At 72.8% G+C, this 18371-nt stretch carries 18 protein-coding genes; 12 read left to right on the top strand and 6 right to left on the bottom strand.

The window, feature by feature from the left end:
- Positions 1-183: 183 nt before the first annotated feature.
- From ACWDXC_RS01770 to ACWDXC_RS01755, 4 genes are all read left to right on the top strand, one after another.
- On the top strand, positions 184-1263 hold the full coding sequence (locus tag ACWDXC_RS01770) for a HesA/MoeB/ThiF family protein (protein ID WP_219505450.1): 1080 nt from the start codon (positions 184-186) through the stop codon (positions 1261-1263).
- Positions 1260-2417: a hypothetical protein gene (locus ACWDXC_RS01765; protein ID WP_449976930.1), complete on the top strand. Its 1158-nt coding sequence runs from the start codon at positions 1260-1262 to the stop codon at positions 2415-2417. The genes ACWDXC_RS01770 and ACWDXC_RS01765 overlap by 4 nt, the downstream gene beginning before the upstream one ends.
- A 64-nt stretch (positions 2418-2481) precedes the next feature.
- A complete protein-coding gene (gene fepB / locus ACWDXC_RS01760) occupies positions 2482-3468 on the top strand; it encodes a Fe2+-enterobactin ABC transporter substrate-binding protein (RefSeq protein WP_449976928.1) in 987 nt (328 codons plus the stop codon).
- The gene (locus ACWDXC_RS01755) at positions 3468-4418 is read left to right on the top strand and encodes an alpha/beta hydrolase-fold protein (RefSeq protein WP_449976926.1); all 951 of its coding nucleotides are present in this window, start codon (positions 3468-3470) and stop codon (positions 4416-4418) included. The genes fepB and ACWDXC_RS01755 overlap by 1 nt, the downstream gene beginning before the upstream one ends.
- A 12-nt stretch (positions 4419-4430) precedes the next feature.
- Here the strand turns inward: ACWDXC_RS01755 and ACWDXC_RS01750 are convergent, their stop codons facing one another.
- Both ACWDXC_RS01750 and ACWDXC_RS01745 read right to left on the bottom strand, forming a co-directional pair.
- Positions 4431-5447: a FecCD family ABC transporter permease gene (locus ACWDXC_RS01750; protein WP_364179440.1), complete on the bottom strand. Its 1017-nt coding sequence runs from the start codon at positions 5445-5447 to the stop codon at positions 4431-4433.
- Positions 5444-6370 (bottom strand): FecCD family ABC transporter permease, encoded by a 927-nt coding sequence (locus ACWDXC_RS01745; protein WP_449976923.1) that lies wholly within the window; start codon positions 6368-6370, stop codon positions 5444-5446. Before ACWDXC_RS01745 ends, ACWDXC_RS01750 begins: the two co-directional genes overlap by 4 nt.
- A 133-nt stretch (positions 6371-6503) precedes the next feature.
- On the opposite strand from ACWDXC_RS01745, the gene ACWDXC_RS01740 reads away from it, so the two are divergent.
- Genes ACWDXC_RS01740 through ACWDXC_RS01710 form a run of 7 tightly spaced genes read left to right on the top strand, consistent with a single transcriptional unit; the run spans position 6504 to position 14829 of the window.
- Positions 6504-7256: a 2,3-dihydro-2,3-dihydroxybenzoate dehydrogenase gene (locus ACWDXC_RS01740; protein ID WP_449976921.1), complete on the top strand. Its 753-nt coding sequence runs from the start codon at positions 6504-6506 to the stop codon at positions 7254-7256.
- Between the two features lie 11 nt (positions 7257-7267).
- Complete coding sequence (locus ACWDXC_RS01735; RefSeq protein ID WP_449976918.1) at positions 7268-8353, top strand: isochorismate synthase; 1086 nt, start codon at positions 7268-7270, stop codon at positions 8351-8353.
- Positions 8340-9851 carry a (2,3-dihydroxybenzoyl)adenylate synthase gene (locus ACWDXC_RS01730; protein WP_449976915.1) on the top strand — a complete coding sequence of 504 codons (1512 nt, stop codon included), beginning with the start codon at positions 8340-8342 and terminating at the stop codon, positions 9849-9851. Before ACWDXC_RS01735 ends, ACWDXC_RS01730 begins: the two co-directional genes overlap by 14 nt.
- Positions 9852-9853: 2 nt before the next feature.
- Positions 9854-10468: an isochorismatase family protein gene (locus ACWDXC_RS01725; protein WP_219505471.1), complete on the top strand. Its 615-nt coding sequence runs from the start codon at positions 9854-9856 to the stop codon at positions 10466-10468.
- Positions 10465-10656, top strand: coding sequence for a phosphopantetheine-binding protein (locus ACWDXC_RS01720; protein WP_219505472.1), 192 nt, complete (start codon positions 10465-10467; stop codon positions 10654-10656). Before ACWDXC_RS01725 ends, ACWDXC_RS01720 begins: the two co-directional genes overlap by 4 nt.
- A complete protein-coding gene (locus ACWDXC_RS01715; protein WP_449976912.1) occupies positions 10649-14554 on the top strand; it encodes a thioester reductase domain-containing protein in 3906 nt (1301 codons plus the stop codon). The genes ACWDXC_RS01720 and ACWDXC_RS01715 overlap by 8 nt, the downstream gene beginning before the upstream one ends.
- A complete protein-coding gene (locus ACWDXC_RS01710) occupies positions 14548-14829 on the top strand; it encodes a DUF2218 domain-containing protein (RefSeq protein ID WP_449976909.1) in 282 nt (93 codons plus the stop codon). The genes ACWDXC_RS01715 and ACWDXC_RS01710 overlap by 7 nt, the downstream gene beginning before the upstream one ends.
- Positions 14830-14901: 72 nt before the next feature.
- Here ACWDXC_RS01710 and ACWDXC_RS01705 read toward each other — a convergent pair whose 3' ends face one another.
- Positions 14902-16809: a hypothetical protein gene (locus ACWDXC_RS01705; RefSeq protein WP_449976907.1), complete on the bottom strand. Its 1908-nt coding sequence runs from the start codon at positions 16807-16809 to the stop codon at positions 14902-14904.
- A gap of 118 nt (positions 16810-16927) precedes the next feature.
- On the opposite strand from ACWDXC_RS01705, the gene ACWDXC_RS01700 reads away from it, so the two are divergent.
- Positions 16928-17224, top strand: coding sequence for a hypothetical protein (locus ACWDXC_RS01700; RefSeq protein ID WP_449976904.1), 297 nt, complete (start codon positions 16928-16930; stop codon positions 17222-17224).
- Between the two features lie 77 nt (positions 17225-17301).
- Here the strand turns inward: ACWDXC_RS01700 and ACWDXC_RS01695 are convergent, their stop codons facing one another.
- From ACWDXC_RS01695 to ACWDXC_RS01685, 3 genes are read right to left on the bottom strand one after another with little or no spacing between them, the layout of a single operon-like run.
- A complete protein-coding gene (locus ACWDXC_RS01695; RefSeq protein WP_219505476.1) occupies positions 17302-17712 on the bottom strand; it encodes a type II toxin-antitoxin system VapC family toxin in 411 nt (136 codons plus the stop codon).
- The gene (locus ACWDXC_RS01690; RefSeq protein ID WP_449976901.1) at positions 17709-17933 is read right to left on the bottom strand and encodes a FitA-like ribbon-helix-helix domain-containing protein; all 225 of its coding nucleotides are present in this window, start codon (positions 17931-17933) and stop codon (positions 17709-17711) included. The genes ACWDXC_RS01695 and ACWDXC_RS01690 overlap by 4 nt, the downstream gene beginning before the upstream one ends.
- Positions 17902-18357: a hypothetical protein gene (locus ACWDXC_RS01685; RefSeq protein ID WP_449976899.1), complete on the bottom strand. Its 456-nt coding sequence runs from the start codon at positions 18355-18357 to the stop codon at positions 17902-17904. Before ACWDXC_RS01685 ends, ACWDXC_RS01690 begins: the two co-directional genes overlap by 32 nt.
- Between the last annotated feature and the right edge of the window lie 14 nt (positions 18358-18371).

The following is an 18371-nucleotide window of genomic DNA, read 5'->3' as shown; positions in this document are numbered from 1 at the left end:
CGGCGGCGATGATCGGTCGCGAACGAGCGCAACGGAAGGAGGTCCCCATGAAGATCGAGGTCCGCAAGGTCGAGGCGGTCAAGGCCACCGGCTTCGCCGTCTGAGCCGAGTGCTCTGCCGGGTGGGAACGGGGTCCCGTTCCCACCCGCTTTTTTGTCTTCGAGGGGGATGCGAGGAGGAGCTGTGCGGATTGCGCTGAAGGAATGCGTCTGGGAGTCGCTCGGCGGTGATCTGTTCGTCATCACCGATCCGCGCGAGGTGGTGACGCTGGCCGACGAGGAGGGCCAGGTGGCCGCGCTCTTCGCCGCGCTGGACCGGGGCCCGTGCACGGTGCCCGAGCTGCGCGAGCGGCTCGCGGAGGGCGGCGTCGCGCTGGGCGAGGACGACGTGCACGGCGCCGTGGCGGCGCTGGACTCGCTCGGCCTGGTCGAGTACGAGGCCGACCGCACGCTCGGCGACCCGGCCCTGGACGCCCGCCACTTCTCCAACCTGGCCTTCTTCGGCACGCACTCCCGGCTCGACAGGCCGCGCGCCGAGTTCGTCTCGCGGTTGCGCCGCTCGCACGTGCTCGTGCTGGGCGTCGGCGGCGGCGGCTCCTCGGTCGTGCAGGCCCTGGCCGGGCTCGGCGTGGGCCGGCTGACGCTGGTCGACCGGGACGAGGTCGAGCCGCGCAACTTCGCCAGGCAGTTCCTCTACCATCACGCCGACATCGGCCGGTCCAAGGTCGAGTGCGCGGCCGAGTGGGTGCGCGCGTTCGACCCGGAGATCGAGGTGCGCCCGGTGGAGCGCTGGATCTCCGGCCCCGACGACCTGAAGGACCTGCTGGACGGCGTGGACCTGGTCGCGGGCGGCCTCGACGGGCACCCGGACGCCAACCTGTGGATCAGCGACGCGGCCGTGGGCGCGGGGGTGCCGCTGGTGGTGGGCGGGATCACCCGCTCGGAGGTCGTCTACTACTCGGTGTCGCCGGGCCGCAGCGCGTGCGTCCGGTGCGACTGGAGCGACCGGCCGCCGGCGGACGAGGCGAGCAGCGGCGGTTTCGTCGAGCGCAACCGGGACCGGCTGGCGCTGAGCAACACCCTGATCGGGCCGCTGGCGATGCAGATCGGCTCGCTGGTCGCCTACGAGGCGCTGCGCTACCTGACCGGGTTCGAGGAGCCGCGGGCGGCGGGCGCGTACATCCGCCTGGACCTGCGTGAGGGCCTGGCGCCCTCGCGGCACCCGTTCACCCGCGACGACGCCTGCCCGGTGTGCCCGCGATGAGCGGCGGGACTGTCGCGCTGCGCCCGCTCAGCCTGGTCGAGGAGGGTGACGAGGTCCTCGTCGGCGATCCGGAGACCGGCACGTTCGTGGCGATCCCGGCGGTCGGCGGCGTGGTGATCGCGGCGCTGCGTGACGGCGCGAGCGTCGAGGAGGCCGCCCGGCGCGCCGAGGAGTTCGCGGGCGAGCCGGTGGACGTGCCGTCGTTCGTGGAGACGCTGCGTGAGCTGGGCTTCCTCGACGAGGGCGAGCGGGCGCCGGTCGCGACCGCGCCCGTGCAGGGCCGCCGGTGGCTGCGCGGGGTGCCCGCGTGGGTGGCCAGGCCGCTGTTCGGCCGCGTGGCGTGGACGGTGTACGCGCTGGCGGCGGTGTTCGACCTGGCCGTGCTGGTCCTGGTGCCGTCGTTGCGCCCGGCGCCCGCGCAGGACGCGTTCGTCCTGGACGACGTGGGGCTGAGCGCGGTGCTGCTGTACGCCTTCCAGCTCGGCCTGGTCGCCGTGCACGAGTGCTGGCACTGGCTGGCGGCCCGGTCGCTGGACATCCCGGCGCGGTTCGGGCTGGACCGGCGGATGGCGTTCCTGGTGTTCGAGACCGATCTGTCGCAGCTGTGGTCGGTGCCGAGGCGGCAGCGTTACGGCCCGCTGCTGGCCGGGCTGGCGATCGACGCGGTGATGCTGGCCGTGCTGCTGGCGGGGCAGCTCGTGGTGACCTCGCCGCTGCTCGCGGCGTGGGCGTTCGTGCTGCTGTTCCAGATCGCCTGGCAGTGCATGGTGTTCCTGCGCACCGACCTGTACGCGGTGCTGGCCACCCGGCTGGGCTGCAAGGACCTGTGGCGGGTCAAGTCGCTGATGCTGCGCCGGGCGTTCGGCCGGCTGAGCGCCGAGCAGGAGGCGGAGCTGGCGGCCGCCGACCCGAACGACGTACGGGCCGGGCGCTGGTTCCGCTGGGTGTGGCTGGGCGGCCTGCTGGTGGTGGCGGTGTGGCTGGCCTACTTCGTGCTGCCGGTGGTCACCGGGCTGCTGGCGTGGACGGCCGGCGAGGTCGCCGCCGGGCCGGGCGCCTGGGGGTTCTGGTGGGCGATCGGCTGCGCCGCCGTGGCGCTGGGCCCGTGGCTGGTGGCCGCCGCGCTGGCCGTGAAGGAGAGGACTGCCCGGTAGTGCCTATTAGGTAAGGCTGCCCTAATATTGCTTAGGCTTTGCTTACCTAACATGGGAGTCGACTGTGGCATCCTCCATCCGCGCGAGCCTGATCGCGCTCCTGGCCGCCGTCAGCCTGGCGGCCTGCGGGTCGGGCGGGACGACCGCCGAGGGCGGTCAGGCTGCGGCGAAGGCGCAGACACGCACCGTCCAGCACGACGCGGGCACCGCCGAGGTGCCCGTCGCGCCCAAGCGCGTCGTCTCGGTCAGCGTGACCATCACCGGTCACCTGCTCGCCCTGGAGGCGCCGGTCGTCGCGTCGCAGGCCACCGCGCCCGGCCCGATCACCGACGGCAACGGCTTCTTCAAGCAGTGGGCCGACGTGGCCGCCCAGCGCGGCGTCCAGGTCCTCTACCAGGGCTTCGAGCCCGACCTGGAGAAGGTCATCGCGGCCAAGCCCGACCTGATCGTCGGCGCGGCCACCGGCGCCGACAGCGCCGCCAAGGTCTACGACAAGCTCCAGGCCATCGCGCCCACCGTGCTGTTCCGCCACGACAACCTGACCTGGCAGGACCTCAGCGCCAAGCTTGGCAAGGCCCTCGGCCTGGAGGCCAACGCCACCAAGCTAGTCGAGACGTACGACGCCAGGATCGCCGAGGTCAAGGCCAAGATCAAGGTGCCGGAGCAGGACGCGGTGCTGCTGCGCGACAACAACACCGACATCCCCGTCTTCACCGACAAGTCCGCGCAGGGCGGGCTGCTCGCCTCCCTCGGCTTCGCCATCCACCCCATCGACGCCTCCATGGCGGCCGAGTCCAGCAAGGAGGGCGGCGGCCGCACCGACATCGTCAACGTCGCCCAGGAGAACGTGGTCAAGGCGTTCGGCGACAGCTCGCTCTTCTTCGTCTCGCACAGCCCCGAGCAGATCGCCGCGACCAGCGCCAAGCCGCTGTGGAAGGACCTGCCCGCCGTCGCCGGCAAGCGCGTGCACGACCTCGGCCTCGACTCCTTCCGCATCGACTACTACAGCGCCTCCAACATCGTGGACCGGATCGAGCAGCAGTTCTCCTGATGCGCGATCTGCCTCCCCAGGTGCCCAGACCAGCGCCGCCGCAGGTCGTGCCCACCCCGCCGGTGGACGGCACGACCTCGCCGGTGATCTCCGCGCCCGCCCCGGACCGCCGCGCCGTCACGTTCCTGTGGCGCGGCCGGGCCGGGGAGGTGCGGGTGCGGGCCAACAAGCTCACCCACCAGAGCGACGCCGCCCTCATGGAACGCGACGGCGACCTGTGGCACCGCACCTACCTGGTGCGGCCCGGCTGGCGCTCGTCCTACCTGCTGACGGTCGACGGCCAGGACGTGCCCGACCCGCTCAACCCGCGCCGCTGGCGGGGCTTCTCGATCGCCGAGACGGCCCCGCCGTCCCCCTGGCTCACCCCCGGCGAGCCGCGCCACCGCCTGTCCCGCCTGCCCCTCGGCTGGCGCTACGACCCGGTACGGCCCGCCGAGGGCAGCCTGGTCATGCTCGACGGCGAGCACTGGGTGGACGACCTGCCCGTCATCCTCGACAACCTGATCGGGGCGGGCGCGATCCCGCCGGTCACCGCCTGGCTCGTCGAGTCGGGGCCGGACCGGGCCGCCCGCCTCACCTGTGACGCCGCCTTCGCCGACGCCCTGCCGTACGAGGGCCGTACCGTGATCGCCGGGCAGAGCTTCGGCGGCCTGGCCGCCGTGCACGCCGCGCACCGGCATCCCGACCGGTTCGCGGCGGCGCTGTCGCAGTCCGGGTCGTTCTGGTGGCCCAACGGCCCGGAGCCCGAAAGGCTCACCGGGCAGATCGCTGCGCGGCCGCCCCGGGTGCACCTGCAGACCGGCACGCTGGAGTGGGCGCTGCACGGCCCCACCGAGCGGCTGCGGCAGGCGCTCGGCGACGCGGGCACCCACGCCGCGTTCGAGGGCGGCCACGACCGCTACTGCTGGCGCAACGAGCTGGCGGACGGCCTGATCGCCCTCCACGGCTGATCGGTGCCGCCGCTACTTGCGCCATTCGCGGTAGATGAGCCACGCCAGGTAGATCCCGCCGAGGCCGCCCGTCAGGACGCCGACCGGGAGCTGCCCGGGGGTGGGCAGCCGCTGCACGAGCAGGTCCGCGGCGGCCAGGAGCAGCGCGCCCATCGCGGCCGACGAGCCCACCCCCGGCCCGGGGGCCCGCGTGACGCGCCGGGCGAGCTGCGGCGCGGCCAGCGCAACGAACCCGATCGGCCCGGCGCTCGACACCGCCACCCCGGACAGCCCGACCGCGACCAGCAGCAGCACCAGGCGCAGCCGCTCCACCCGGACCCCGAGCGCCCCGGCCGCCGCGTCGCCCATCTCGATCAGCGCCAGCGCCCGGCTGAGCCCCAGCGTGACCGGCAGCCCGATCGCCACGGCCAGCGCGACCGGCCACACCTTCTCCCAGCCGGTCCCGGACAGGCTGCCGATCAGCCACACCTTGGCCCCCTGCGACTCGTACAGGTCGGCCCTGGTCAGCAGGTAGGCGATGAGCGACTGGAGCATCGCGGTGACGCCGATGCCGACGAGCACGAGCCGCGTCCCCTTGACCCCGCGCTGGAACGACAGCACGTACACCAGCAGCCCGGCCCCGAGCCCGCACGCCAGCGCCCCCAGCGAGATCGCCTGCGCGCTCGCCGCGCCGAACACCAGGAGCATGAGCACGGCTCCGGCGGCGGCTCCGGCGTTGACGCCGATGATGTCGGGGCTGCCGAGCGGGTTGCGCGACAGGCTCTGCACGACCGCGCCGCCCACGCCGAGCGCCGCGCCGACCAGCAGGGCGAGCAGCACCCGGGGCGCGCGCAGCGAGTAGACGACCATCTCGCTGGTGGCGTCGCCCTGGCCGAGCAGCGTGCGCAGTGCCTCGCCGACGCCCACGGCAGAGCCGGTGCTCAGCCCGAACAGCCCCACCGCCAGCCCGGCCGCGGCCAGGCAGAGCACCACCGCGGACGCGCGCGGGTGGACCCGCACCGCGATCCCGGACATCCGTACCGTCTTCACGCCGGGATCGCCTTCCGCCTGCGCAGGAGATAGATGAAGATCGGCGCTCCGAGGAACGCCGTCACGATGCCGCTCTCCAGCTCGGCCGGCCGGACGACCACCCGGCCGAGCACGTCGGCGGCCAGCAGCAGCGCGGGCGCGAACACCGCCGAGTAGCCGATCACCCACCGGTGGTCGGGCCCGGTGAAGGCGCGCACCGCGTGCGGCGCCATCAGCCCGATGAACCCGATCGGCCCCGCCGCCGCCGTGGCCGCGCCGCACAGCAGCGTGATCGCGATGCCGGTCAGCAGCCGGATGCGGCCCAGCCGTACGCCGAGCGCCTGGCCGGTCTGCTCGCCGAGGGCGAGCGCGTTGAGCCCGCGCCCGAGGCCCAGCGCCAGCAGCGTGCCGGCCAGGACGAACGGCGCGACCTGCCGCACCACGTCGAGCGAGCGCCCGGCCAGCGCCCCGACGTCCCAGAAGCGCCACTGGTCGAACACCCCGGCGTCCAGCGAGAGCACGCCGTTGATGGCGGCGATCAGCGACGCGCTGACGGCGGCCCCGGCCAGCACCAGCCGGGTCGGATGGTGGGCGCCCAGCGCGTAGACGACGACGGAGGCGATCAGCGCCCCGGCCATCGAGAACCACACCCACGTCGACATGTCGGAGGCGCCGAAGAAGAGGATCGAGCACACGACGGCCAGCGACGCCCCGGAGTTGACGCCGAGCAGCCCGGGGTCGGCCAGCGGGTTACGGGTCAGCGCCTGCATGAGCGCCCCGGCCAGGCCGAGGGCGACGCCGACGCAGATGCCGAGCAGCGTGCGCGGGACCCGCAGGTCGTGGACGACGGCGGCGGTCTCGCCTCCGTCGGGCTGCCAGAACTGCTGCCACACCTCGCCGAGCGGGATGTCCTGCGCACCGACCGCGAGGCTCAAAACGCTCATACACAGGAAAACCGCACTCAAGACCACAAGTCCCGTCAAGCGCATGAAATCCCTCTCTTTAGGCAAGGCTTACCTTATCTTGAACGCCGGGCCGTCTCGCTCTAGATTAGGCAAGCCTTACCTAAGGAGTGAGATGGAGTTTCGGGGGAGTCATGCTCTCGTGACCGGCGCGGGCCGGGGCATCGGCGAAGCGGTCGCGTCCCAGCTCGCCGGGCTCGGCGCCGCCGTCACCGTCGTCGACGTGGACGCCGGCCTGGCCGGACGCGTCGCCGCCCGGCTGCGCGAGGCCGGCCATCTGGCCACCGCCCGGCCCGCCGACGTCAGCGACGCGGCCGCCGTCGAGCGGGCGGTCGCCGAGGCCGAGGCCGAGTTCGGGCCGCCGGGCATCCTCGTCAACGTCGCCGGGGTGCTCGCGCTCGGCCCGGTGCTGGAGTTCGGCGACGCCGACTGGCAGCGCCTGTTCGCCGTCAACGCCGACGGCGTCTTCCACACCAGCCGCGCCGTCGCCCGCCGGATGGTCGCCCGCGGCGACGGCGTCATCATCACCGTCGGCTCCAACGCGGCAGGCGTGCCCCGCGCCCACATGGCCGGCTACGCCGCCTCCAAGGCCGCCGCCACCATGTTCACCAAGTGCCTCGGGCTGGAGCTGGCCCCGCACGGCATCCGCTGCAACGTCGTCGCGCCCGGCTCCACCGACACCGCCATGCAGCGCGCCATGACCGCCGACCCGATCAAGGGCGCGCCCGAGATGTACCGGCTCGGCATCCCGCTCGGCCGCATCGCCGACCCCGCCGACGTGGCCGACGCGGTCGTCTTCCTCGCCTCCGACAGGGCGCGCCACATCACCCTGCACGACCTGTACGTGGACGGCGGGGCCTCACTGTGAAGGACACACCGATGGACGAGTTCTTCCTCGCCTCGCCGCGCGGCACCCTGCTGGCCGGCGGGCCGTACTTCGCGGTGCCGCCGTCGGCGCGCAAGAACGCGCTGGCCGACCTGCCCGCGCGGGCCGCCGGCGCGCTCGGGGTGGCGCTGGCGGCCGGGCACACCGCCCCGGTCGTCGTGGGCGCGATCCCGTTCGCGCCCGACGCCGACGCCTGCCTGTACGTCCCCCGCTGGGTACGCCACGGGCCGCCGCCGGGGCCGGGCGCCCCGGCCGCGCCGCTCGCCGCCGACCCGGGCGACTCCGAGCAGGTCCCGCCGCCCCTGGAGTACGCCGAGGCGGTACGCCGGGCCGTGAAACGGCTGCGCGCCGGCGACCTGGACAAGGTGGTGCTGGCCCGCTCCCTCACCATCCCGTACGAGGGCGACCTGACGCCGCTGGTCGAGGCGCTCGCCGAACGCGACCCCACCGGCTACACGTTCGCAGCCGCGCTGCCCGGCGGCCGGACCCTGCTGGGCGCCAGCCCCGAGCTGCTCGTCTCCCGCTCCGGCCGGACCGTCGTGGCCAACCCGCTGGCCGGGTCCGCACCGCGCGGCGCCGACCCGGGCCACCTGATGACCTCGGCCAAGGACCGGCGCGAGCACGCCCTCGTGGTCGAGGCCGTCGCCGCCGCGCTGCGGCCCTACTGCAGCACGCTGTCGGTGCCCGAGCAGCCGTCGCTGGTGCCGACCGCCTCGATGTGGCACCTGTCCACCCGCATCTCCGGCGAGCTGGCCGACCCCGCCACCACGTCGCTGGAGCTGGCCGCCGCCCTGCACCCCACCCCCGCCGTCTGCGGCACCCCCACCGACGCCGCCCGGCAGCTCATCGCCGAGCTGGAGCCGTTCGACCGGGGCTTCTACACCGGCCTCGTCGGCTGGCAGGACGCCGCCGGCGACGGCGAATGGGTGGTCGCCATCCGCTGCGCGGTCGCCGACGGCACCGCCCTGACCCTGTACGCCGGCGCCGGCATCGTGGCCGACTCCGACCCCGACGCCGAACTCGCCGAGACCTCCGCCAAATTCCGCACGACGCTGGGAGCGCTGCATGTGGCCCGATGACTACGCCGCCCGCTACCGGGCCGCCGGCTACTGGACCGGCCAGACCTTCGGGGACTGGCTGAGGGAGCTGGCCAAGGAGCACGGGGACCGGGAGGCGGTCGACAGGCTGACGTACGCCGCGCTGGACGCCCGCGCGGACCGGCTGGCCGCCGGGTTACACGGGCTGGGGCTGCGGCGCGGCGACCGCGTGGTGGTGCAGCTCCCCAACGAGCCGGTGTACTTCGAGGTGATCTTCGCGCTGTTCCGGCTCGGCGCGCTGCCCGTCTTCGCGCTCCCGGCCCACCGGCTCAACGAGATCACCCACCTGGTCACCCACAGCGGCGCCGCCGCCTACGTGACGACCCGCGCGCTGGAGGTGCCGGCCCCGGTGCCGCGCGTCCTGCACGCCGACGCGCTGCCGTACGAGGACCCGATCGACCTCGACGGGCCGCGCCCGGAGGACGTGGCGTTCCTGCAGCTCTCCGGCGGGAGCACCGGGCTGCCGAAGCTGATCCCGCGCACGCACGACGACTACCTCTACAGCGTGCGGGCCAGCGCGGAGATCTGCGAGCTGTCGACGTCCACCGTGTACCTGTGCGCGCTGCCCGTGGCGCACAACTTCCCGATGTCCTCGCCCGGCGTCCTCGGCGTGATGCACGCCGGCGGGCGCGTCGTGCTGGCGCCGCAGCCGTCGGCCGAGGTCGCGTTCGGGCTGATCGAGCGGGAGCGGGTCACGATGACCGCCGTGGTGCCGCCGCTGGCGCTGCTCTGGCTGGACGCCGCCCGGCGCACCGGCCGCGACCTGTCCAGCCTGGAGGTGCTGCAGGTGGGCGGCGCCAAGCTGGCCGCCGAGACCGCCCGCCGGGTGCGCCCCGAGCTCGGCTGCCGGCTCCAGCAGGTCTTCGGGATGGCCGAGGGGCTGGTCAACTACACGCGCTCCGACGACCCCGACGAGATCGTGGAGACCACCCAGGGCCGGCCCATCTCACCGGACGACGAGATCCTCGTGGTGGACGACGACGACCGGGCCGTGCCGCCCGGCGAGGTCGGCCACCTGCTCACGCGCGGCCCGTACACGATCCGCCGCTACTACGGCGACTCCGACCCCGGCGCGTTCACCGCCGACGGCTTCTACCGCACCGGCGACCTGGTCCGGGTGACGCCCACCGGGCACCTCGTGGTCGAGGGGCGGGCCAAGGAGGTCATCAACCGGGGCGGCGAGAAGGTGTCGCCCGAGGAGGTGGAGAGCCACCTGCTGGCCCACCCCCGCATCCGCGACGCCGCGGTGGTCGCCGTGGACGACCCGTACCTGGGGGAGCGCAGTCACGCCTTCGTGCTCAACCGCGAGCCCGTCACCGTGGCGGAGGTCAGGGCGTTCCTGCGCGAACGCGGGCTGGCCGCGTACAAGATCCCCGACCGGATCGAGTTCGCCGGCGAGTTCCCCGTCACCGGGGTCGGCAAGACCAGCAAGAAGGACCTGCGAGCCGCGCTGCGCGCGCGTGCGGAAGGAGACTCCTGACCATGGGACTGCCCGTCATCGAGCCGTACCCGCTGCCGTCGTCGCCGCCCGAGGGCCGGGTGGGCTGGGAGCTCGACCCCGGCCGGGCCGCGCTGCTCGTCCACGACATGCAGAACCACTTCCTCGCCCCGTTCCAGGCCGCGCCCATCCCCGAGGTGATCGGCAACATCCAGCGGCTGCGCGAGCACTGCGCCGACGCCGGCATCCCGGTGCTGTACTCGGCCCAGCCGGGCGCCCAGCCGCCCCGGCAGCGCGGGCTGCTGACCGACTTCTGGGGGCCGGGCCTCGGCGCCGAGCCGTTCGCGGCGGCGATCGTGGACGAGCTGAAGCCGGAGGATCCCGGCGCGGTGCTCACCAAGTGGCGCTACAGCGCCTTCGTCCGCACCGACCTGGCCGACCGGCTGGAGGGACGCGACCAGCTCATCCTGGTCGGCGTCTACGCCCACATCGGGGTGCTGGCCACCGCCCTGGACGCGTTCATGCGCGACATCCAGGCGTTCGTCGTGGCCGACGCCGTGGCGGACTTCTCTCTCGGCCACCACGAGTCGGCGCTGGACTACGCCGCCTCGCGCTGCGCGCGCGTGGTGACCACCGGACAGATCGTGGAGGGCGCGTGAGCGACGAGGAGTTGCGGTCGTACGTGGGCGAGCTGCTCGGTGAGCAGCCCGGCGCGGACGACGACCTGCTGGAGCTGGGCATGGACTCGATCAGGCTGATGGCCGTCGCCGACCGGCTCGGCGCCGACTTCGCCGACCTGGCCGAGCGGCCCACCCTGCGCGCCTGGGGAGAGCTGATCCGTGGCTGAGCCGCTGACGGCCGCGCAGCTCGGCATCTGGACGGGGCAGGCGCTGTCGCCGGGCAGCCCCGTCTACAACGCGGGGGAGTACGTGGACATCCGGGGCGCCCTGGACGAGCGGCGCTTCGAGGCGGCGCTGCGGGAGGTGATCGGCGCGGCCCCGGCCCTGCACGCAGTCTTCTCGGACGCCGGGCAGGTCGTCCGCGAGACGGACGGGTGGCCGCTGCACCGGCTCTCGGCGTCCTCCGTGGAGGAGGCCGAGGCGTGGATGCGCGAGGACCTGCGGAACTGCGCCGACCTGGCCGCCGGGCCGCTGTTCGCGCAGGCGCTGATCCGGATCGACGAGGACCGGCGCCTCTGGTACCAGCGCATCCACCACATCGCGGCCGACGGCTACGCGTTCTCGCTGCTGGCCAGGCGGGTGGCTGACGCGTACTCGGGACGGCCGGGCTCCTTCGGGTCGTACGCGGCCGTGCTGGAGGAGGCGGCCCGCTACGAAGGCGGCGATGGCACCAGGGCTCGCGACCGGGCCTACTGGGTCGGCCGGTGCGCCGGGATGCCCGCGCCGCCGCTGCTCGCCCCCGCCGCGCCCGTCAGCGGCGAGGTCCACCGGCGCACCGCGAAACTGCCCGACCGGGTGCCCCCGGAGGTCGCCGTCGCCGCCACCGCCGCCTACCTGCACGCCCGGACCGGCGCGGCCGAGGTGGTGCTGGGGCTGCCGGTCATGAACCGGCTCGGGTCGGCCTCGCTCAAGGTGCCGTGCATGGCCATGAACATCGTGCCGCTCCGGGTGCCCGTCTCCCCGTCGGACACCCTGTCCTCGCTGGCCGGGCACGTGGCCGCCGAGATCCGCGCCGGGCGGCCGCACCACCGCTACCGCTACGAATGGCTGCGGCGTGACCTGGGGCTCGTGGGCGGTGACCGGAGACTGTTCGGGCCGGTGGTGAACGTGCTGCCGTTCGGCTACGACCTGCGGTTCGGGGAGGCGCGCGGGACCGTGCACAACGTGTCGGCCGGGCCGGTGGAGGACCTGTCGATCGCCGTGTCGGACCGGGGCGGGCCGTGCGCGGACTTCGACGCCAACGCCGCCGCCTACTCCCGGGACGAGCTGGACGCCCACGCCGACGGCTGGCTGTCCCTGCTCCAGGAGCTGACCGCCGACCCGGACCAGCCGCTGTCGCGCGTCTGGAGGCCTTTGACCGGGGGAGTCGTGCTCGACGGGGGGCCGCTGTCCGTGCCCGCCGTGCCCGTCGCCCACCTGATCGCCGCCCAGGCCGCCGCCACCCCCCACGCCGTCGCCGTCGAGCAGGAAGGGCGGCGGCTCACGTACCGGGAGCTGCTGACGTCGGCGCGCGCCTTCGCCGACCGGGTCGCCGGCGCGTCCCTCGTGGCGATCATGCTGCCGAGGGGCTTCGACGCCGTCACCGCGATCGTCGGGACCGTCCTGGCCGGCGCCGCCTACCTGCCGCTCGACCCCGCCTGGCCGAGGGCGCGCGTCGACGGCATCCTCGCCGCCGCCCGCCCCGACGTCCTCGTCACCGCCGGCGGGGTGGAGCGCCGCCCCGGCGTCCCGCGCGACCCCGGGCTCGCGTACGTCATGTACACCTCCGGCTCCACCGGCCGCCCCAAGGGCGTGGCGGTCGGCCAGGAGGCGCTGGCCCACTTCGTCGCCGGAGCCACCGGCGTATACGGACTCCGCGCCGACGACCGGGTGCTGCAGTTCGCGCCGCTGCACTTCGACGCCTCGGTGGAGGAGATCTTCCTGACCCTGTGCGCCGGGGCGACGCTGGTGTTGCGCACCGACGAGATGCTGCAGTCCGTCGGCCGGCTCCTCCAGGCGTGCGCCGACCTCGGCGTCACCGTGCTCGACCTGCCGACCGCGTTCTGGCACGAGGTCGTGTACGCGCTGTCCACCGGGACCGCCGCGCTGCCGCCCCGCGTCCGCACGGTGATCATCGGCGGTGAGGCGGCGCTGCCCGAACGGGTCGCCCGCTGGCACGCCGCCGTGCGCGGCTCCGCCCGCCTGCTCAACACGTACGGGCCCACCGAGGCCACGGTCGTGGCGACGGTCGCCGAGCTCGTCCCGGGGGACCCCGACGTGCCCATCGGACGGCCGCTGCCCGGGGTGCGGGCCGCGGTCGTGGACGGCGAGCTGGTGCTGATGGGCGGCGGGCTGGCCCGCGGCTACCTGGACGCGCCGTTCGGCAGCCATGCGGGCGAGCCCGCGTACCGCACCGGCGACCGGGTCCGGGTGCGGGCCGACGGCGCCCTGCTGCACCTGGGGCGCATCGACGACGAGTTCAAGATCAGCGGGCACCGGGTGGACCCCGCCGAGGTCGAGTCCGCGCTGCTGCTGCACCCCGGCGTGCGGGAGGCCGCGGTGGTCGGGCAGGTGCTCGACAGCGGAGCCAAGCGCCTGGTCGCCCACGTCGTCCCCACCGGCGAGGAACCGTCCGGCCTCAGGGAGCACCTGGCCGGGCTGCTGCCCGCCGCCGTGATCCCCTCCGCCTACGTCTTCACCGCCACCCTCCCCAGGACCACCTCGGGCAAGATCGACCGCTCCGCCCTCAAGGAGACCGCCGTCGAGACCACGCCCCGAGGCGACGACGGGCTGGTGGGCGTGGTCCTGCGCGTGTGGGAGGAGGTCCTGGGCGCCACCGGGATCACCCCGGCCGACGACTTCTTCCAGCTCGGCGGGCAGTCGCTGCAGACCATACAGGTCGTCAACAGGCTCGCCGCCGAACTGGGCCGCGACGTCCCGGCGACCCTCCTGTTCCGCCACCCGACGGCGGCGTCCCTCGCCGCCGCCCTGCCCCCGGGCGCGCGGGCCACGGCCGAGGCGCCCTCCTACGTCGCCGACGCCGTGCTTCCCCCGGACGTCCTGCCCCGGGCCGTCCCCGCCACCCGGCCGCCCACGTACCTGCTCACGGGCGCCACCGGCTTCGTCGGCGCCCACCTGCTGTCGGAGCTGCTCACGTCCACCGACGCCCGCATCGCCTGCCCCGTCCGCGCCGCCGACGAGCCCGCCGCCCTCCAACGCCTCGCCGGCGCCCTGGCCGCCCAGGGACTGCCGGAGCTCCCCCGGGGCCGGGTCCTCCCCATCCCCGCCGACCTCACGAGAGCCGAGCTGACCGGCGACTACCAGGCCGTCTACCACAACGCCGCCGTCGTCAGCGTGACGCGCCCGTACAGCAGCATACGCGCCGCCAACGTCACCGCCACCCTCGACCTGCTCCGCCTCGGAGCCCCCTTCCACTACATCTCCACCCTGGCCGTCGCCGCCCCCGGCCCGTCCGTGCCCGAGGAGTACGTCCCCCCGCACCCCGGCCTGCGCGACGGCTACACCCAGTCCAAATGGGCGTCGGAAGAGCTCGTCCGCCAGGCGGGGGAACGCGGCCTGCACACCGCCGTCTACCGCCTCGGCCGCGTCGCCGGAGCCGGCGGCCACGTCAACCCGGGCGACCTGTTCTGGCGCATCGTCCGCGCCGGCGTCCTCGCGGGCGCCCGCCCCGACCTGGACCTCGCCGAACCCTGGACCCCCGTCGACTACGCCGCCCGCGCCGTCGTCACCCTCTCCCACGCGGGCTCCACCGGCGTCCACAACCTCGCCCCCCTCCCGCCCGTCCACCTCGCCGAAGCCTTGGAATGGGTCGCCGAGGACGGCTACGACCTGCCGGTCGTCCCCCTGGACGCATGGGTGCGACGGCTCAGGAACGGCGACGCCGAATCCGCGGCCACCGCCGCCTTCTTCGACCTGGCCACCGGACCGCCGCCGCCGATGGGCCACGTCCACGCCGGCCGATCCGCCGGCATCCCCTGCCCGCCCATCGACCGCGACACCATGCGCCGCTACCTCGCCCACTGCCGGGCGACCGGCCTCCTGCCCGCGAAAGGAACCCCATGCTGACCAGCACGTCCCGGGTGGAGACCGACCGCGCCGCCCGCTACCTCGTCCAGCTCTGCAAGCACTTCGCCCGCAAGGTGCCCGCCGAATGGACGGACGAGAAGGGCACGGCCACCTTCGACTGGGGCACCTGCGCCCTGCTGGCCTCGCCCGACGCCCTCCACCTGACCATCGAGGCACCGGACGAGGAGAGCCTGGGCCGAGTCCGCTACGTCGTCACCGACCACCTCGAACGCTTCGGCACCCGAGACAACCTGACAGTCACCTGGTCGGAGTGAGTTCCATGTCGACCGGCCTCGCCGAACCGAAGGGGCGCGGTCCGCTCGCCACGTGAAGGCCCGCCGGGCGGCTCAGCCGGGCCCGGCGGTCCAACGCCCGACCTGTACGGACTTCACGTGTGCCTTCGCCTGACTGTGGACGGCCTTCGCGATCCCGTGTCGGATCGTCGACGCGTTGACCTCGATCCCGTCGGACGTGGCGCGGCGGATCTCCTCGACGACGGCCGAGGATGAGGCGTGGTCGTCGAGGAGATGCGCGATGCCCGCAAGATGGTCGGGGCCGTACAGCGGACCGAGCGGATCGATGAGCTCCTCCGGCGGTCCGACGTCGAAGATCTGCTTGACCGGGCGATACTTCCTGTTGGTCTCCTGCATCTTCGCGTAGAACATCTCCCGCTCCGCCTCGTACTGCTCGAAGTACTGCGTGGGGAACACGGCGACCTGGGCGTCCACGGAGACGGAGTCCTCCGCGGTGTAAGTTACGAGTTCGTCGTCGCTGGGGGTTCCGTCCCCCGAAACCCTGATCGTCTCGGTCACGGCGAATGACACGCTGAACGACGGGTTGGCCGCGTTCTCGCTGGTCACCTCCAGCCAGAGCACGCCGCGAGGCGGCCACTCCTTCTCCAGTCCCGGGATGGGGTCGTGCGCCGGGTCGCTGACCTGGACCCGGCAGCTGAAGAGCACCCGCCCTTCGCCTTCCTCCTCGGTCCAGTAGGTCGTGCCGGACGAATCGACGAAACGCAGGTAGGTCGCCGTCTCCAGCTCGACGTCATGGTCCGGGCCGAAACGGGGCACCGGCTTGAGACCGGCTGGTCCCGGGTCGCCGGTGTGCCACAGCCCTTCCTCGCCTTCCAGACGGCGGACCTGGGACTCGAACACGGAGATCCGGGTGCCGTCGTTGCCGACCAACTCGACCTTGTAGCCGAACGTGACGTCGCTGGAGGCGAGCCGGCGAAGGTTCGGTACGCCGTCCAGGCCGGGGTTCGCCTGGATCGCGATCGGCACCCGTACCTTCACCGCGCGGGCTTCACGTACGCCGTCGAACGTGGTGGGCGGGACCAGGATGTTGAACGTCTCCGCGCTGGTCTGTGCGGTGGAGAGGACGCTCAAGGTCTCCGTCCGGGCGCGGTCCGCGTAGATGCCCAGCGTTTCCGACTGAGGGGGAGGGAAGAGAAGCTGCCCCAAGCTGTTGATCACTGACCAGAGGTCGCTGAGCCCGTTGTTCCGGCACACCCATTTGAGCGATGCCTGACGGTCACGGAAGAACCCGCCCATCTGATCCTGGCCCATCAGCCCCGTTGAGAACCCCGCCGGATCGGGCACCCACCACCCCGGCTGGTACGCACTGGTGCCGAAAGCCGGATCGGCCGCCCCGCACGGCCAGCTGGAGAACGTGAAGCGGGGCAGATACCGCTCCTCGCTGAACGGGGTCGCCGGAACATGGTCGAAATGCGGAGCGGGCATCGGCGCGCTGACCAGAATCTGCGCGTACCAGTCGGCGGCGAACTGGGAAAGCGCCTCTATCAAGCCCAGCAGACGCTCCCGCTCATGTCCCGTCGAACGGAAATAGGGCTCGACGAAGCGAATTCCATTGAGATAGCAGAGCGCTCCCGCCATCAGAACCGGTGCATGGAACCGCCCGTCCCAGCGGAGATGGCTGGCATTGAGGCTGTCCGGTGTCTGCCAATCATGGTAGGAGGCGGAGAGCGGACGCATGACCTGGACCGGCCACACGGTCGCCGGAACCACTCTTGTCTCGTTCGGCCACGACCTCTCCGAGGGAGGTAGGGAACTCGCGAACACACTTTCCGGTTGGCCCATCAAATGGGCCCCGGCGTAGACCTGGTCGCCGCCCATCATCCAGTGCGGCGCCGGGTTCCCGGACAGCATCGTGTAGGTCTCGGGATGGAACGGCAGCAGATTGGCCTCGGGCATGGCATGCCCCAGAAGCTTGGGACGCATCACGTTCAGGGCGTTCACCAGCTCGCGCCGGTGCTGGGCGGAATGGTCCGCCGCGAAGGACCGAATTCCGTCGGCGACATCCTTGATGAGCCCCTGCGTCGGTAGCCCGTTCCAGGCGATCGGAAATGAGTGTGCGGTGATTCTGGTCGCCGATCTTCTTGATTTCTTCGCGGATCTGGTCGAGTGCCTCCTGGATCGGGTCTTTGCCGCCGATGATCGCCTTGATGATGTCGGCGGCCACGGCAACGACACCCACGACGGTCGACGCCGCCGCGACCCAAGTGGCGATGCTCTTGAAGGTGGCCACGGCGCCGGCGGAAATGCCCACGGTACGGGCGAACGCCTCGGGGTTCCTGAAGCTGATCGACACCGGACCACCGTTCCTTCACAACATCGGTTGACGCCCCAAGATTCGCACCCCGCGAAGAGCTGATCCAGAACTGCGGGCCGTCACCCGGTTACACAGAAGGCATGAGGATGGAAAGCATTTCTTTCCTGAAAAGAAGGCGGTTATGCCGGTGGTGGGTAGCGGTGGATCTCGGCCCGGTGGCCTGTCGAGCCGGCGAATTTGGCGTCGTCGGTGAGTAGCGGCACCCCGAGCAGTTCGGCGAGCGCCACGTACATGCCGTCATAGGCGGTCAGGTTGTTGCGCAGCTCCAGCACGCGCGGCTGCAGGGGCAGCATCGGATGGCGGACGATCTTCAGCTGGGCGTAGCGCTCCAGCATGATCTCGGCCCTCGCCTCGGAGATGCGCACCTCGGGCTTGCTGGTGATGACATGCCCGCGCACGACGGAGGCGATCTCGACGTCGATCAGGGCCGGTGCGTGAAGTTTCCGCGCCAGGCGCTGCCGGAGAAGGTCGTCGCCTTTGACGTTGGCCAGCAGGCGGAAGACGATCGAGGCGTCGACGACCAGGCTCACCGGCCGCCCTCGCGCATGGTCTCCCGGACGAAGTCGGGGTCGTACGCCACCGGCTCGTCGGCGGCGATCCTGGCCATCACCTCGTCCAGTGTCGGCGTGGCCGCCTCCTCGTTCAGGAGGTCGCGGACGAAGGCGGTCAGCGACTTGCCCTCACGCTCGGCCCTGACCTTCAGCGTCCGTTCGGTCGCGTCAGGGACATCCCTGATCTGTATGGTCCCCATGCAAGCACTTTAGCTTGCAACGTGCATGCACGCATGCGGCGCCAAGCCCGGCATTGATGTTGATGTGCCATTCGGTGCTGTCCAGGGCGTCGATCCGGACGAGGAGTTCCGAGGCGTCGTCCTGGTCGGCGAGGCGGCGCGGCACGGCGTGCGGCCGTTCGGTCGCCACGATCAGGCAGTCCATGACCTGGTCGAGCCCGGCGGCGAGGTCCAGCAGCTCGGGCCAGGTCATGGGGTAGCCCGTCTCGGCGGACGAGATGAAGTTCTCGAAGGACGGCATGGTCATCCCGTTGGGCGGGGTGCCGACGGCCCAGAGCTCCAGGATGGTCCACGTCCAGGTGTTGTCGGGGATGGCGCGGAGTATCTCCATGAGCGCGACCGTCTCGCCGGACGGTTCGGTCATCCTGATCACGACGGTCGGCATGGCACCATCCGGTC

It is taken from the genome of Nonomuraea sp. NPDC003214 (assembly GCF_053590035.1).
This window is presented reverse-complemented; position numbering and strand designations above follow the sequence as displayed.